This is a genomic window from Streptomyces sp. NPDC059649, from assembly GCF_042734445.1.
Lineage (GTDB): Bacteria > Actinomycetota > Actinomycetes > Streptomycetales > Streptomycetaceae > Streptomyces.
Map to the genome: position 1 here is coordinate 54,349 of NZ_JBHWDV010000011.1, position 15,251 is coordinate 69,599.

Annotated in this window: 13 protein-coding genes; 5 read left to right on the plus strand and 8 right to left on the minus strand. The window is 73.2% G+C overall.

Features of this window, described 5'->3' with window-relative positions; genetic code table 11:
- Positions 1 to 28: 28 nt before the first annotated feature.
- Positions 29 to 574, minus strand: a complete 546-nt coding sequence (locus ACFV1J_RS15300; protein WP_385858255.1) for a TetR/AcrR family transcriptional regulator — start codon at positions 572 to 574, stop codon at positions 29 to 31.
- 467 nt (positions 575 to 1,041) lie between these two features.
- On the opposite strand from ACFV1J_RS15300, the gene ACFV1J_RS15305 reads away from it, so the two are divergent.
- A complete protein-coding gene (locus ACFV1J_RS15305) occupies positions 1,042 to 2,226 on the plus strand; it encodes an alpha/beta hydrolase (protein ID WP_385858040.1) in 1,185 nt (394 codons plus the stop codon).
- A gap of 77 nt (positions 2,227 to 2,303) precedes the next feature.
- Here the strand turns inward: ACFV1J_RS15305 and ACFV1J_RS15310 are convergent, their stop codons facing one another.
- Positions 2,304 to 4,073 (minus strand): acetyl/propionyl/methylcrotonyl-CoA carboxylase subunit alpha, encoded by a 1,770-nt coding sequence (locus tag ACFV1J_RS15310; protein ID WP_385858042.1) that lies wholly within the window; start codon positions 4,071 to 4,073, stop codon positions 2,304 to 2,306.
- Between the two features lie 476 nt (positions 4,074 to 4,549).
- Between ACFV1J_RS15310 and ACFV1J_RS15315 the strand changes: the two genes are divergently transcribed.
- The 4 genes from ACFV1J_RS15315 (at position 4,550) to ACFV1J_RS15330 (ending at position 10,558) form a co-directional block, all read left to right on the plus strand.
- Positions 4,550 to 5,041, plus strand: coding sequence for a hypothetical protein (locus ACFV1J_RS15315; RefSeq protein WP_385858044.1), 492 nt, complete (start codon positions 4,550 to 4,552; stop codon positions 5,039 to 5,041).
- Positions 5,042 to 5,171: 130 nt separating this feature from the next.
- A complete protein-coding gene (locus ACFV1J_RS15320) occupies positions 5,172 to 6,137 on the plus strand; it encodes a serine/threonine protein kinase (protein ID WP_385858046.1) in 966 nt (321 codons plus the stop codon).
- Positions 6,138 to 6,143: 6 nt separating this feature from the next.
- Positions 6,144 to 8,369: a protein kinase gene (locus tag ACFV1J_RS15325; RefSeq protein WP_385858048.1), complete on the plus strand. Its 2,226-nt coding sequence runs from the start codon at positions 6,144 to 6,146 to the stop codon at positions 8,367 to 8,369.
- A gap of 35 nt (positions 8,370 to 8,404) precedes the next feature.
- On the plus strand, positions 8,405 to 10,558 hold the full coding sequence (locus ACFV1J_RS15330; RefSeq protein ID WP_385858051.1) for a serine/threonine-protein kinase: 2,154 nt from the start codon (positions 8,405 to 8,407) through the stop codon (positions 10,556 to 10,558).
- Between the two features lie 39 nt (positions 10,559 to 10,597).
- On the opposite strand, the gene ACFV1J_RS15335 is transcribed toward ACFV1J_RS15330, so the two are convergent.
- The 6 genes from ACFV1J_RS15335 to mmpB form a co-directional block, all read right to left on the minus strand.
- A complete protein-coding gene (locus ACFV1J_RS15335) occupies positions 10,598 to 11,164 on the minus strand; it encodes a DJ-1/PfpI family protein (protein ID WP_385858053.1) in 567 nt (188 codons plus the stop codon).
- A 57-nt stretch (positions 11,165 to 11,221) separates the two neighbouring features.
- Entirely contained in the window at positions 11,222 to 12,052 is an 831-nt protein-coding gene (locus tag ACFV1J_RS15340) for an MOSC domain-containing protein (RefSeq protein WP_385858055.1), read from the minus strand.
- 88 nt (positions 12,053 to 12,140) lie between these two features.
- Positions 12,141 to 12,668: a hypothetical protein gene (locus tag ACFV1J_RS15345; protein WP_385858058.1), complete on the minus strand. Its 528-nt coding sequence runs from the start codon at positions 12,666 to 12,668 to the stop codon at positions 12,141 to 12,143.
- A 41-nt stretch (positions 12,669 to 12,709) separates the two neighbouring features.
- Positions 12,710 to 13,324 (minus strand): Maf family protein, encoded by a 615-nt coding sequence (locus ACFV1J_RS15350; protein ID WP_385858060.1) that lies wholly within the window; start codon positions 13,322 to 13,324, stop codon positions 12,710 to 12,712.
- 43 nt (positions 13,325 to 13,367) lie between these two features.
- Entirely contained in the window at positions 13,368 to 14,852 is a 1,485-nt protein-coding gene (locus ACFV1J_RS15355; protein WP_385858062.1) for a peptidoglycan D,D-transpeptidase FtsI family protein, read from the minus strand.
- 160 nt (positions 14,853 to 15,012) lie between these two features.
- A complete protein-coding gene (gene mmpB / locus ACFV1J_RS15360; RefSeq protein ID WP_385858065.1) occupies positions 15,013 to 15,141 on the minus strand; it encodes a morphogenic membrane protein MmpB in 129 nt (42 codons plus the stop codon).
- Positions 15,142 to 15,251 lie beyond the last annotated feature (110 nt).

A 15,251-nucleotide genomic window follows, 5' to 3' on the forward strand; every position in this document is an offset into this window, starting at 1 on the left:
GAAGCGCGGCGCCAGGGTTACGGCCCGGTCAGGGCTTCAGGCCGGTCAGGGTCAGGGTCAGCAGCCGGTCGGCGAGCTTCGGGTCGTCCGGGGACTCCTCGACGGCCAGCGCGATGCCGTTGGTCAGCTGCATCAGATCGCTGATGTTCACATCGGGCCGTACCGCCCCGGCCTCCTGGGCGCGGGCCAGCAGCGCGCCGCCGGCCTCCCGCATCGGCACGCTGCACCGCGCCATCCCCGAGCTCTCGTCCGCCGACGCCGTCATCAGGGCGCGGGACAGTCCGCGGTAGGTGCTGGCGTGGGTGATGATCGCGCGCAGCCAGTCGACCAGCGCGGCGCACGGCTGCGGGGCGTCGGCGAGTTCCCTGGCGTAGGCGAGCAGGGCGTCGACCTCGCCCTGGAAGACCGCGCCCATGAGGGCGGTGCGGTTGGGGAAGTGCCGGTAGAGGGTGCCGATGCCGACGCCGGCGCGGCGCGCGATGTCCTCCAGTGAGGTGTCCGTGCCGTGCTCGGTGAAGGCGGTACGGGCCTCGGTCAGCAGCCGTTCGTAGTTGCGCCGGGCGTCGGCCCGCATCGGTCGCACGTCCGGTGACCGCACCGCCGCGGTCGCCGGCGGGCCGCCCACCTGCCGCTGCCCTGCCGTCTCGGTCGCCATCGCCGTCCTCCCTCGACCCGGCCGTTCGCGGCCCGGTGGCTCCAGGATGCCATTGCCGGATCGCGGGGTGATCCGGTGCGGTACGCAAGGAATTCCGGGACGGGGCGGAGGAGCCCTCCGCTTGTCGTCGCCCCGTCCCTCGTGGGCCCTCCCCGCCGCGCCCGCGCGCCGCCCCCGTAGCCACCCGGCAACCCCCGCATGAAATCCCGGCGTACCGCGGTGGGCGCGCGGCCGAACTCCTGCGGGGGGTCGCAACGCCGGGGCGTCAAGGGACATCAAACCTGGCGCAATGAGGTCTTCCGGGCGCTTCCGGAGGACCGCGGGATACGCCGTGGCGGGCCGCCGGGGGAGTGGCGCACGGCGCGGGACGTCTGGGGAAATTCGTCATGGGACTGACCAGCCGGTCGCTGTTGTACGCCATGGCCGCGGTCGCCGTGGTCTGTGTGGCGCTCACGCTCTGGCTGTGGCCGCGGTTCGCCGGGCGCGGCCCGCGGGCGATGCTGGGGCGGCTCGGTTCGATCGTGGTGACCCAATTGGCCGTCGTCTCGGCGCTCGGCCTGGCCGTGAACGCCAACTTCCAGTTCTATGCGTCGTGGCACGAGCTCCTCGGCCTCTACGACGATGCGCCGGCCGCGATCGGCAAATGGGGTGACGGGGGTGCGGCGGGCCCGGCCGGCGATCCGTCGAAGGGGCTGGTGCAGACGTCCGGTCCGGACGGTCTGGACAAGGTGCACGGGCTGCCGAAGGGCCGGCCGGAGCTGGTGGGCCGGGTCGAGTCGGTGCGGATCGTCGGGCGGCGGACCCGGGCGGTGGACCCGGCGTACGTCTATCTGCCGCCGCAGTACTTCCAGCCGCAGTACGCCCGCCAGCGCTTCCCCGTCATCGTCGCGCTGAGCGGCTACCCGGGCGGGACGTTCCTGCTGGGGCAGCACCTGCGGCTGCCGCAGACCGCCGCCGCGATGATCCGGTCCGGCCGGATGCAGCCGACGGTCATCGTGATGCTGCGGCCCACGATCGCGCCGCCGCGCGACACCCAGTGCGTCGACGTGCCCGGCGGCCCGCAGGCCGAGACGTTCTTCGCGCGCGATGTGCCGGAGGCGCTGAAGTCGCACTACCGCGTCGGCCACGACCCGGGCGGCTGGGGCGTCCTGGGCTACTCCTCGGGCGGCAGCTGCGCCCTGCAGCTGGCCATGCGGCACGACCGTACGTACACCTCGGCGGCCGCGCTCTCGCCCGACTACAGGGTCAGCAACGACCCGACCACCGGCAACCTCTTCGGTGAGGGCCGGGACCGGGCCCGGCGGCGCCAGGAGCACGATCTGATGTGGCGGCTGCGGCATCTGCCCGCGCCGCAGGTGAACGTGCTGATCGGCACGAGCCGTACGGGCGAGAAGAACTACCCGGCCGCGCGGGCCTTCCTGGCCGCGGTGCGCCCGCCGATGAAGGCGGACTCGGTCGTCCTCGACCACGGCAGTCACAACTTCGCCACCTGGCGGCGCGAACTGCCCGCCGCGCTCACCTGGATGAACGAGCAGCTGACGTTCCCGGAGGACGTGGTGGGGAACTCCTAGCGGGCGGATACGCGTGAGGGGCTCCCGGCATCGTTCGCCGGGAGCCCCTCACGCGTCGTGCGTACCGCTGCCGCGGATCAGTCCTTGATCTCGCAGATCACCGCGCCGGACGTGAGCGCGGCGCCGACCTCGGCGGTCAGGCCCTTGACCGTGCCGGTGCGGTGGGCGTTGATCGGCTGCTCCATCTTCATGGCCTCCAGGACGACGACCAGTTCGCCCTCGGTGACCTGCTGGCCCTCCTCGACGGCGACCTTGACGATGGTGCCCTGCATCGGGGAGGCGAGGGCGTCGCCGGAGGCGGCACTGCCGGCCTTCTTGGCGGCCTTGCGCTTGGGCTTGGCGCCACCGGCGACCGCGGCCCGGGCCAGCGGCATGCCCAGCGACGACGGCAGCGAGACCTCCAGGCGCTTGCCGCCGACCTCGACGACGACCGTCTCGCGGGCGTCGGTCTCGGCCTCCTCGCCGCCGGGGGCGGCGAACGGCGGGATCTCGTTGACGAACTCGGTCTCGATCCAGCGGGTGTGGACCGTGAACGGGTCGGCGGAGCCGGTGAGTTCGGGCGCGAAGGCGGGGTCCTGGACGACCGCGCGGTGGAACGGGATGGCGGTGGCCATGCCCTCGACGGTGAACTCCGCCAGGGCCCGGGCGGCCCGCTGCAGGGCCTGCTGGCGGGTGGCGCCGGTGACGATCAGCTTGGCCAGCAGGGAGTCCCAGGCGGGGCCGATGACCGAGCCGGCCTCGACGCCGGCGTCCAGGCGGACACCGGGGCCGGTCGGCGCGACGAACGTGGTGACCGTGCCGGGCGCGGGCAGGAAGTTGCGGCCCGGGTCCTCGCCGTTGATGCGGAACTCGAAGGAGTGGCCGCGCAGCACCGGGTCGTCGTAGCCGAGCTCCTCGCCGTCGGCGATCCGGAACATCTCGCGGACCAGGTCGATGCCGGTGACCTCTTCGGTGACCGGGTGCTCGACCTGGAGGCGGGTGTTGACCTCCAGGAAGGAGATGGTGCCGTCCTGGCCGACGAGGAATTCGCAGGTGCCGGCGCCCTCGTAGCCGGCCTCCTTGAGGATGGCCTTGGACGCGCGGTACAGCTCGGCGTTCTGTTCGGCCGTCAGGAACGGCGCGGGGGCCTCCTCCACCAGCTTCTGGTGGCGGCGCTGGAGCGAGCAGTCACGGGTCGAGACGACGACCACGTTGCCGTGCTTGTCGGCCAGGCACTGGGTCTCGACGTGCCGCGGGCGGTCCAGGTAGCGCTCGACGAAGCACTCGCCGCGGCCGAAGGCGGCGACCGCCTCGCGCACCGCGGAGTCGTACAGCTCCGGGACCTCGTCGAGGGTGCGGGCGACCTTCAGGCCGCGGCCGCCGCCGCCGAAGGCCGCCTTGATCGCGATCGGCAGGCCGTGCTCCTTGGCGAAGGCGACGACCTCCTCCGCGCCGGAGACCGGGTCGGGGGTGCCGGCGACCAGCGGGGCGCCGGCGCGCTGGGCGATGTGCCGGGCCGCGACCTTGTCGCCGAGGTCGCGGATGGCCTGCGGGGGCGGGCCGATCCAGGTCAGCCCCGCGTCGAGCACCGCCTGCGCGAACTCGGCGTTCTCGGAGAGGAAGCCGTAACCGGGGTGGATGGCGTCCGCGCCCGAATCGGCGGCCGCAGCCAGGACCTTGGCGATGTCCAGGTAGCTGGTGGCAGGAGTGTCACCGCCCAGGGCGTACGCCTCGTCTGCCGCGCGGACGTGCAGTGCGTCCCGGTCGGGGTCGGCGTAGACAGCGACGCTGCCGATCCCCGCGTCCCGGCATGCACGGGCAACGCGAACAGCGATTTCGCCACGGTTGGCGATGAGCACCTTGCGCACGATGGGTCCTTCCTTGGCGCTTCGCCGCAACAAAGGGATGCGGCGATTTTAGGGACTGGCGACACCGCGTGCCGACCCGTTCCCTGGGGTGAGCTTTCCCACACGGAGTGTGCTCGGGGCGCCAGTGAGGGACCTAAGTCCCCTGGTATCCCAGGGTAGGCCCGGATTCACGGGCTCCGGCGCGGGACGCGGTGTGGCCTAGATCTCGAACGTTCCGCATCCAGCGGATCGTCAATTCTTTGTGGAGTCCCTACGAATGGGCGAAGGAAACTTTGCGGGCCGCTCCGTCCGCCGGGCGCGCCGGAGGGCGGCCGGGGAGCAGGACGCGCGCAGCGTTCCGCACCCACCCGTGCAGAACCCTTGCCCCGGCTATTACCCATTAGTAGCGTGCGCGATGCCCTTCTTGGACTCCGGGCGGCGACTGTGCGCGCGGCACCGGCATCGGGCCCGGCACTTGGTGGAAGTGGGTGGATGTGGTGGCGCGACGACCGGTGGCCCTGGCCGCGGCGGTGGTACTGGTCCTGGAGGCGTGCGGGATCGTGCTGCTCAACTGGATCCTGAGCATCGTCGTGGACCGGCAGCAGATGTCGCTGGCGGGCCTCGATCCGCGGGCGATGTCCGCCGGCTCCTGGATAGCCGGTGCCGTCTTCGGCCTGTATCTCCTGTTCTGTGCGGGAATCCTGCTCCGTACGGGTGTCCGCGACCGGGCCCCCGCCGGCTTCACCCGGATCGTCCTCATCAGCGCGGCGGTGGTGCACGGCGTCGTCGGCGCCCTCTCCGTCGGCCTGGCCGGCTGGCCCGCGTTCCTCGGGCTGATGGTGGTGCTGGCGCTGCTGGTGCTGACGCTGGTGGCGTACGGGGAGGGGCGGGCGCCCGCGGACGGTGACGCGAACGGCGGTGCGGCAGGCGAACCGGCCGTCGGAGGTCCCTCGAACGGACCGCGGCCGGCGGCGCCGGGCGCGCTCTGAATCCCGCGGACCGACGTCGACGCATCCCCCGAACTGCCGCTGCCCGGGCGCCAGTCGACGCCCCGGCGGGCGCCGCGATACGCCCGGGTAGGCTCGTCGGGCGGTGTCGTCGACGGGGGATGGTGCGCGGATGGCTGCGCCGGTTGCGGGAGAAGAGGGGCGAGGCGGGCGGATCGGCCCGTACGCGGTGCTCCGCCGGCTGGACGACGACCGGTCCGGCATCCCGGTACCCGAACGGCGGTTCATCGGCCGGAGCGCGGACGGTGACCGTACGGTCCTGATCGGCGTGCCGCTGCCGGGAGCCGACCCGGCGCGCTTCCGCGCCGAGGCGGAGGCCTCGCGCTATCTCCTCGGGCCCTGGTCCGCGCCGGCCGCCGAGGTCGCCGCGCCCGGCGAGGCCCCCTGGCACGCCCGCCCGTACGTCCCCGTCGTTCCGCTGCCCGGTGCGCTCGCCGTACACGGCGGGCCGCTGCCCGAGCGCACCGTGCGGGCCCTCGGCGCGGCCCTGGTGGAGACCCTGGTCGTCGGTCACGGGCAGGGCCTCGCGCATGCCGGGGTGTCGCCCGGTGCGGTGCTGCTGGCGGCGGACGGGCCCCGGCTGACCTGCTTCGGCGCGGTACGGGCCGCCGCCCCGGACGGCACCGGGCGCTCCGGGCTGCCCGGGCTGGAGTCCGGCAGCCTGCCGCCCGAACAGGCCAACGGCGGGGCCCCGCAGCCGATGGGTGACGTCTACGCCCTCGGTGCGACGCTCGCCTATGCCGCCACCGGCCATACCGTGCCGGAACGGGACGAACTGCCGGCCGCCCTGCGGTCCGTGCTCACCGCCTGCCTGTCCCGCGATCCGGCGGCCCGGCCGCGCCCCGCCGAGCTGCTGGACGCGCTGGTGCCCGCTACCGGGGATCCGGCTCCCGGCGGCCCGGTGGCCCGGGACCGGACCGCGACCGTGCTCGACGCCTCCGGTGACCCGGCCGGGCGGACCGCCGCCGCGCTCGGCCCGGGGTGGCTGCCCGGCCGGATCATCGCCGCGCTCGCCCGCCAGTCGGCCGAACTCCTCGCCACGAACACCCCGGACCCGCCCGCCGCACCCCAGGACTGACGCCGCATGCCCTCCCCCCTCACCCACGACGACCCGCCCGCCCTCGGCCCGTACCGCCTGATCGCCCGGCTCGGCAGCGGTGGGATGGGCACCGTCTACCTGGGGCGTTCCCCGGGCGGCCGGACCGTGGCGCTCAAGACGCTGCAGGCCCGGCTCGCCACGCAGACCGAGTTCCGCACCCGCTTCCGGCTGGAGTCGGACGCCGCCCGGGTCATCGGCGGCCGCTACGGCGCACAGGTCGTGGACGCCGATCCGCTGGCCGAAATCCCCTGGATGGCCACCGAGTACGTGATCGGTCCGCCGCTCGACGAGGCGGTGGCGCTGGCCGGCCCGCTGCCCGAGGTGACGGTCCGCGCCCTCGGGGCGGCGCTGTGCGGGGCGCTCGGCCAGCTGCACCGCTCCGACGTCGTCCACCGCGACCTCAAACCGTCGAACATCATGGTCACCGCGTACGGCCCCAAGGTCATCGACTTCGGTATCGCCCGGGCCCTCGGTGACGACCGGCTGACCCGTACGGGCGCCGCGGTCGGTACGCCGGCGTTCATGTCGCCGGAGCAGGCCACCGGGCAGGAGCACACCCCGGCCGGTGACGTCTTCGCGCTCGCCGGCGTCCTGGTCTTCGCCGCCACCGGCCACGGCCCGTTCGGCGACGGCCGGGCCGCCGACCTCCTCTACCGCGTCCGCTACGCCGAGCCGGACCTCACCGGCCTGCCCGCCGCGCTGGCCGCCGTCCTCGGCCCCTGCCTGGCCAAGGACCCCGCCGAACGCCCGGACCCGGGTCGCCTCGCCGCCCAACTCCACGACTACGCGGGCGACTTCGCCGACCGGCTGCCCGCCCCCGTGCTCGCCGAGATCGGCCGGCGGGCGAGCGAGGTCTGGCAGGTCGTCCCCCAACGGCTGCCGGCCCCGGCCGACCAGCCGCCGACCGTCCCGTCCGCCGATGCGCCCGCCCCGCCCGGCCCCTCCCGCCGGGGGCTGCTGATGGCGGGCGCGGGGTCCGTCCTGGGGGTGGCGGGCGCGGCGGCGGGGGTGTGGGCGTGGCTGGGCGGCGGCGACGCCGCACCGGGGCCGACGGGCCCGTACAAGGAGCCGACGCCGGGCCCGAGCGTGAGCGCGCTCAAGAAGAAGAAGCGGGATTCGCTGTGGCAGATCCAGTACGGCGGTACGGAGGACGAGGAGACGCCCGAGGCGCCCTTCGTCCTCGGTGACGCGACCGTCCTGCTCGCCCCCACGCAGCTGTACCGCATCGATCCGGCGTCGGGTGCGGTGAAGTGGACGGCCGACATCAGCGACACCTGGGAGGTCGCCTCGGACGGCCGGAACGTCTACCAGAACGTGCGGGTCGCCCACTACGAGCACGGCAGCGCCTTCCCGAGCACCGTCGCGCGGTACCTCGCCCGGGTCGACCTCGCCACCGGCAAGGCCGGCAAGCGCCTCGCCGACGTGCGGGACGACCGATTCAACGGGATCGACAGCCAGTTGCTGGCCGTCGCCGGCGGCACCGCCTATCTGGCGATCTCGCTCGGCAAGGCCAAGCGGTTCCTGCGCCAGAACGCCTGGGCGGTGACCGCCGTGGACCTCGGCACGGGGCGCCGCCCATGGACCGTGCCGCTGACGTTCCGGTCGCAGAAGTCGGACCAGGACCACTTCATCGCCTCCAGGATCGTCGGCGAGCGGCTGCTGCTCCTGCAGGAGACGAACGACGGTGCGGTCCGGATCGTCGTCCGGGACACCCGTACCGGCAAGGTCGTCTGGGACGAGCCGTGGGACGGCATCCAGCCGGCCGACGCCCGCCGGCCGCTCGCGGTCGACGGCAGCCACCTCTACCTGGGCAGCGGACGGCTGCGGGCGCTGCGGCTGAGCGACGGCCGGCAGACGTGGGCGGCGCCCGCCGGGACGAACCACGGCGTGCCGCTGCTGAAGGACGGTGTGGTCTACACGGTGCAGCAGGGCCGCGGCCTGGTCGGTACCGACGCCCGCAGCGGGAGGCCGCGCTGGGCGGAGAAGGGCGGCGACGGCGCGGAGGCGTCCCTCACCTCCCGCCCGGTCGTCGGCACCCGCTTCGCGTACACGTACCACAAGGACGAGGGCGCACTCCGGGCGATCGACCGCTCCGCGCGCACCACCGCCCACCTCTACAAGGCCGACGGCGACCGCTTCACCGCACACGAAAGCAGCAAGGTCATCCTCGCGTGCGGGGAGCACTTCCTCGCCGCCTTCCCCCTCCAGTAGCCCCGGCACGGCCCACCGCAGAAAGCTTCCTTCCCATGAATCCCCTCGGCACCGGCGACCCCCTCCGCCTCGGCCCGTACCGTCTCCTCGGCGTGCTCGGCGAAGGCGGTATGGGCAAGGTCTACGTCGGCCAGGACGGCGCCGGGACCGTGGCCGCGGTCAAGGTGCTCCGGCCCGAACTCACCCATGAGACCCACCTCGTCCAGCGTTTCGTCCGCGAGGCGCAGGCGGCGCAGGCCGTGACGAGCAAGGGCGTGGCGCGGGTGCTCGGTGCGCGGACCGAGGGCGGCCGGCCGTGGATCGCCACCGAGTTCCTCGCCGGGCCGACCCTCGACGAGGCCGTCGAGGCGTACGGCCCGTTCGACGAACCGGCCGTCCGCGCCCTCGCCGCCTCGATCGCCCGCACCCTGGCCGACATCCACGCCGCGGGCCTGATCCACCGCGACCTCAAGCCCCCGAACATCGTCCTGACCTCGACCGGCCCGCGCGTCATCGACTTCGGCATCGCCCGCCCGGAGCACGGCCTCACCCTCACCTCCACCGGGCAGATCCCGGTCACCCCCGGCTACGGCGCGCCCGAACAGGTCCTGGGCCGCCGGGTCGCGCCCCCGGCCGACGTGTTCTCCCTCGGCGCGGTCCTCGTCCACGCGGCCGGCGGACGGCGGGCCTTCGACGCCGGCCACATCGCCGCGCTCCAGTACAAGGTCGTCCACGACGAGCCCGACCTCACCGGCGTCCCGGAGGCGCTGCGCCCGCTGATCCTCCCGCTGCTCGCCAAGGACCCGGCCGCCCGGCCCACCCCGGCCCAGATCGCCACGGCCCTCGCACCACCCAAGGGCGCCGAACGGGCCTGGCGGCGCGGCAAGGTGGCGGCAGCGATCAAGGAGCGGGAAACCAGGATCCACGACCTGACCACCGTGGCCGTGGCGCTCACGCCCGGAGCCCCCGGAGCCCCCGGCACATCCGGGGGCCCTGCGCAGGTGACGCGACGCCGGCTGCTCACCGGACTGGCCGTCGGCGGTGTCGTCCTCGCGGCGGGCGGCGGCGCGACCGCGGCGCTCTGGCCGCGTACCGAGGTCCCGCGCCGGAAGAAGACCGACCTCTTCGCCTTCCCGCCGGCCGTCAAGACGCCCATGGCGCACGTCCTGAACGCCGACGACGGCGACTTCATCGTCGGCGGCTCACCGAAGCCGCTGTGGGGCCCGATCGACGTGCTCGCCGAGGACACCCCGGCGCCGCTGCCCGTACGGGACGTCATCGTCGTCGGCGCGGCCGGCGGCGGTATCGCGGCGTACAACGTCGTGGACGGCACACGCCGTTGGGCCGCGAAGGGCATCCGGGGCCAGGGCCGCTACCTCTCCCTCTCCGACCGCCTGATCGCGGCGGTCGACACCAAGGGGACGCTGCGCACCTACGTCGCCTCCACGGGCGAACCCCGCTGGACCGCCGACGCCGATGCCCACCAACTCCTGGCCGCCGACGACGAGTCGGTCTACCTCGTCACCAAGGACCACCGGCTACGCGCCGTCAACCGCTCGGACGCGAGGATCCGCTGGACGGCCCCCCTCGACGAGCCGTTCCGCACCAAGGTCAACCCGCCCGGCGTCACCGCCCGCGGCCGCCTGGTCATGAGCACCACCGACGGCAACGTCCTCGCCGTGGACACCGCCGACGGCCGCCGCGTCTGGGACCTCCGCGGCCAGTCCGACTCCTCCATCCGCCCCGCCCTGTCCGGCGGCACGGTCTACTTCGGCGGCAAGAACATGACCGCCCGCCGGATCACCGACGGCAAGAAACTCTGGGCGGTCCGGAAGCGCGGGCTGGTTCCGGAGGACGGTTACACGAGGTGGGGCATGGTCAGCGCCACCAAGGACGCGCTGTACGCGGTGCACCAGGCGTACGCCGACGACACGTCCTCGCTGCCCCACAAGTGGCGGCCCAGCGACGGCGGCGAGGGCTTCCAGCTCGTCTCGGGCTCCAACCTGGACACTCCCGTGGCCGTCCAGGGCAACGGCCTCTGGGTGGTCCAGGCCGACGGCTTCTACGAGGTCAACGCGGTGAGCGCGACCGACGGCAGCCAGGTCCTGACCTACAAGCTCCCCGAGACCGACCGCCAGTGGGTGGTCGCCGACGGCAACCGCGTCTTCGTCATGAGCGGGGCGTCGCTCTACGCCTTCCCGGTGTTCTGACGCCCCGGGGCGCCGAAGGGCCCCCGGGGCGTCGGCCGGTCACCCCTTCACCGGGGCATGCTCCCGCAGCACCTCCATGAAGGCGCGCATCCATTCCGGGTGGTCGTTCCAGGCGCGGGCGGAGACGACCTTGCCGTCGATCACCGCGGAGGCGTCGACGAAGGTGCCGCCGCCGAGGTGCACGTCGGGGGCGCAGGCGGGGTAGGCGGCGGTGCGGCGGTTCTTGAGGACGCCGAGCGGGGCCAGGGTGATGGCCGCGTGGCAGATGTGGGCGACGGGCTTGTCGGTGTCGAAGAAGTGGGTGACGACGCGGCGGTAGTCGGTGTCGTTGCGGAGGTATTCGGGGGCCCGGCCGCCGGGGAGGACCAGCGCGGCGTACTCGGCCGGGTCGACCTCGGACAGGGCCACGTCGGACGGCCAGGAGTGGCCCTCGCGTTCGACGTAGGTGTCGAAGTCCTCGACGAAGTCGTGCACGACGAACCGCAGTTTCTTGCGGGACGGGGCCGCGACATGGACCTCGTAGCCCTCCTCCAGCAGCCGCTGGTAGGGGTAGAAGAACTCCAGGTCTTCGGTGGCGTCACCGGCGACCAGCAGGATCCGGGGCATCTGCGCACTCCTTGGGTGGACGGACCCGGGCCGGTCGGGCCGACCGGGATTGTCGGGTCAATCGGTTCCCCAGGACGTGACGTGGAATGCGTCGCCGACCGCCAGCTTTCCGGTGGCGGTGACGGAGAACTTCGCGCCGAAGGCGATGCCGCCCTCGGGCACCCGGCGGTAGCCGGCGAGGGTGCGCAGGGGTTCGGGGCCCGCCTTGGTGCCGGTCGCCGGGTCGACGAGGGTGACCGCGCAGCGGACGGCGAGCTTGGTGAAGCCCAGCTCGCCGCCGCCGACCGTGACCCGCCGGACGCGGTCCTCGGTCTGCGGGGCGTCCCAGCCGTCGACCACGATGTTGGGGCGGAACCGCGTCATCGGGACCGGTGTGCGGCCGGCCGCGGCGATACGGGAGTTGAGGTCGTCGAGCGAGGCACGGGAGAGCACGTGCACGGCGCTCGAATCGGCGAAGCCGGAGGTTCCGGGCGTGAGGCCGTCGGTGACCCGGTCGTGCTCCGGCGGTACGCGGACCAGCCGGCTGGGCGCGCCGAGGACCTCGGACAGCCACCCGGCGACCGCCTCGCCCTGGTCGACGGCGCGGTAGGGCGCGCCGAACATCGTGACGTCCGCCCTGGCGGGCGAGGCGGTGCCGTCCTCGATGCGGCAGTGCAGCGGTTCGGCGCCCGGGGCTTCGAGCGTGAGGTGGGTGCCGTCGGCGCCGACCTCCGGGCGGATCACCGCCAGGCCGGGGTCGGTGCGCTGGCTGCGGAAGACGCCGTCCGGACCGACGACCAGGAAGCTGCGGTCGTGGGCGAGCCCGGCCTCGGTGAGCTCCGCCTCGTCCGCCGGCACCCCGGCGCAGCCCTTGACGGGGTAGCTGATCAGTTCGACGACGGTTGCCATGGGGGCAGCGTAGAGGCCCAAGGGCCGCCGGGCGTACGGATATCCGCCTGCACACGCCCCCACCGAACGGCCGCGCCGGCCGCCCGCGTTACGTCGGGAGCCGGGACGCCCGGCGGCGGACCGCATGGCCCTGCACGCCGTACGTCACGCACAGGTAGAGGTAGAGCGTCGAGAACCCCAGCAGTCCGGCCGCCGCGGTGTGGTCGATCCACTGCGCCATGCCGGCGTGCACCGCGGCGGACACCAGCCACAGGGCCGTGGTGATCAGCGTGCCCTTGCGCAGGACGCCGCGGTCCGGGTCGTGCCAGACGCGTACGGTCGTCGCCCGGACCAGGCCGAGCGGCACCCCGAGGGCCAGCGTGGCGACGACCAGGGCGACGGTCGGCGCGGTCAGCGGGTGCTCCTTGACGGCCGAGGCCACGCCGAAGGCCAGCGCGGCCACGCCCAGGACGCCGAGCACGGCCGGGCCGATCAGCGACGCCCGGGGCCGCACCGGACGCGTCCGCAGCTGGCGGCGGATGATCACGGCGACGACGACCAGCCCGATGAGCAGGCCGACGTTGTGATTCAGCGCGGTGTGGGCCGGCGCGGCATGCGCCGGTACGTGGTCGTTCATGTTCCCCCCGTTTGCCTGATCATGGTCGCCGAGCAGGCGGCTCAGGTCCACAAGTCGGTGATGCTGACGTCCAGTTCGGCCAGCAGGCGGCGCAGCAGGGGCAGGGACAGGCCGATGACGTTGCCGGGGTCGCCGTCGATGCCGTCGATGAAGGGCGCGGAGCGGCCGTCGAGGGTGAAGGCGCCGGCGACGAAGAGCGGCTCGCCGCTCGCGACGTAGGCGGCGATCTCGGCGTCGGTCGGCTCGCCGAAACGGACCGTGGTCGAGGCGGTGGCGGAGACCCGGCGGCCGCCCGCCGCGGTGTCGATGACGCAGTGGCCGGTCTGCAGCACGCCGGACCGGCCGCGCATCGACTTCCAGCGGGCGGTGGCGTCCTCCGCGTCGGCCGGCTTGCCCAGCGCCCGGCCGTCCAGTTCCAGGACCGAGTCGCAGCCCACGACCAGCGCACCGGCCACCTCGGGGCGGGCGGCGACCGCGGCGGCCTTGGCCTCGGCCAGCATCCGGGCCAGCTCGGCGGGGCTGTCGGCGGTGAGCGCGTCCTCGTCGACGCCGCTGACGACGACCTCCGGCGCCAGCCCGGCCTGGCGCAGCAGGCCCAGCCGGGCCGGGGACTGGGAGGCGAGGACGAGACGGCGGGGGAGCGGCTGTTCGGTCATGCCCGCCATCGTACGGAGCCGGGCGCGGCCGGCGACGGGCGGACTACTTGCCGAGGACGGCCTGCATGACCTGCTTGGCGATCGGTCCGCCGAGCTTGCCGCCGGCGATCTCGGAGCGCGGGATGTCCATGTCCTTGGGGTCGACGAAGACGGCGACCGCGACCGGGGAGGAGCCGTCGCTCTGCTTGGCGTAGGAGACGAACCAGGCGTAGGGCCGCTCGTCGTTGACGTTCGCGCCGTGCTGGGCGGTGCCGGTCTTGCCGCCGACCGTCACGCCGTCGATCTTGGCCTTGTTGGCGGTGCCCTCCGCGACGGTGTACTCCATCATCTCCTGCACCTTCTTCGCGGTGTCGGCGGAGACGGCCTGGGACATCATCTTCGGCTCGAACTTCTGGATCGTGGTCAGGTCGGGGCCGCGCAGTTCGTCGACGATGTGCGGCGTCATCAGCTTGCCGTCGTTGGCGAGCGCCGCGGCGACCATCGCCATCTGCATCGGGGTGCTGGTCAGACTGCCCTGGCCCATGCCGGTGAGCGCGGTCTGCGGCTTGTCGAGCTTGTCCGGGTAGAGGCTCTTGGTGGCCAGCAGGTCGCCGAGTTCCTCGTCGTAGACGTCGGAGTTGAAGCCGAACTTCTCGGCGGTCTCGCGCATCTTGTCCTTGCCGACCTTCAGCGCGGTGTCGAGGAAGACGTTGTTGCAGGACCACTGCATACCGGTCTTCAGGGACGCCTTGTCGCAGGGCGCACCGGCCACATCGTTGCCGATCTTGGTGGTGCTGAGCGGCAGCTGGTAGGGGGCGGGCGCGTCGGTGTGGGCGTCGATGTCGGTGACCACGCCGTGCTCCAGGGCCGCCGCGGCGGTGACGATCTTGAAGGTGGAGCCGGGGGCGAAGGTCTCGCGCAGCGCCCGGTTGCTGAGCGGTTTGCTCTTGTCGGCGTCCAGCGCCTTGAACTTCCGGCCCTCGGAGTTGGAGATGCCCGCGAAGACCGAGGGGTCGTACGAGGGGGTGGAGGCCAGCGCGAGGACCCGGCCGTTGCGCGGGTCGAGGGCGACCACCGCGCCCTTGGCGTGCAGGTCGGTCAGGCCCTTGTAGGCGGCCTTCTGGGCCTTGGGGTCGATGGTGGTGATCACGTCGCCGCCGCGCGGCTTCTCGCCGGTGAGGATGGCCTGGGCCCGCTTGAGGGCGAGCTTGTCGTCCTTGCCGCTGAGCAGCTTGTTGTAGATGCCTTCGAGGAAGGTCGTGCCCTGCGCCTGGGAGGCGAAGCCGGTGACCGGGGCGTACATCGGGCCGTCGGTGTACGTCCGCTTGTACTTGAAGTCGCCGGAGGTGGCCACCGAGCCGGTGATCGGTTTGCCGCCGACGATGATGTTGCCGCGCGGGTAGGAGAACGCCTCGATCTTCACCCGGCGGTTGTTCGGGTCGTTGGCCAGGTCGTCGCCCTGGACGAACTGGACCCAGGTCGCCCGTACCAGCAGGGCCAGCACCAGTACCCCGCAGAAGACGGCTATGTGTCTCAGCGGCCTGTTCATCGCTCTCCCACTCCCCGGCGGCGCCCGGCCCGGAGGCCGGGCGCCCGAATTGCGCTGTCCGGAGGGAAAGATGCGAAAGGCGCGGGGATGGTTGCGGTCGGGAACGGTCGGCGGGTGTGAGCGTTACCTCCCGGTGCGGCCGTCCGCGGGTCCGGCCGGGTCAGCGCTCCGCGAGCATGATCATCAGCACCACCGCGGCGACCGCCAGCACGATGCCCAGCCGGCGGAGCTTGGCCTGCGCATCGCGCAGCTCCTCGGGCGGTTCATCGGGCGGATCGGACCACAGCATGTAACGATCCTGTGCCCATGACGCTCGTGGCGCCAGAGTAAGCCGAAAAAGGCGCCCCCGGGCGAAAGACAAATACAATATAGTATAAAAAAAAAAAGCAGCCCACCCAA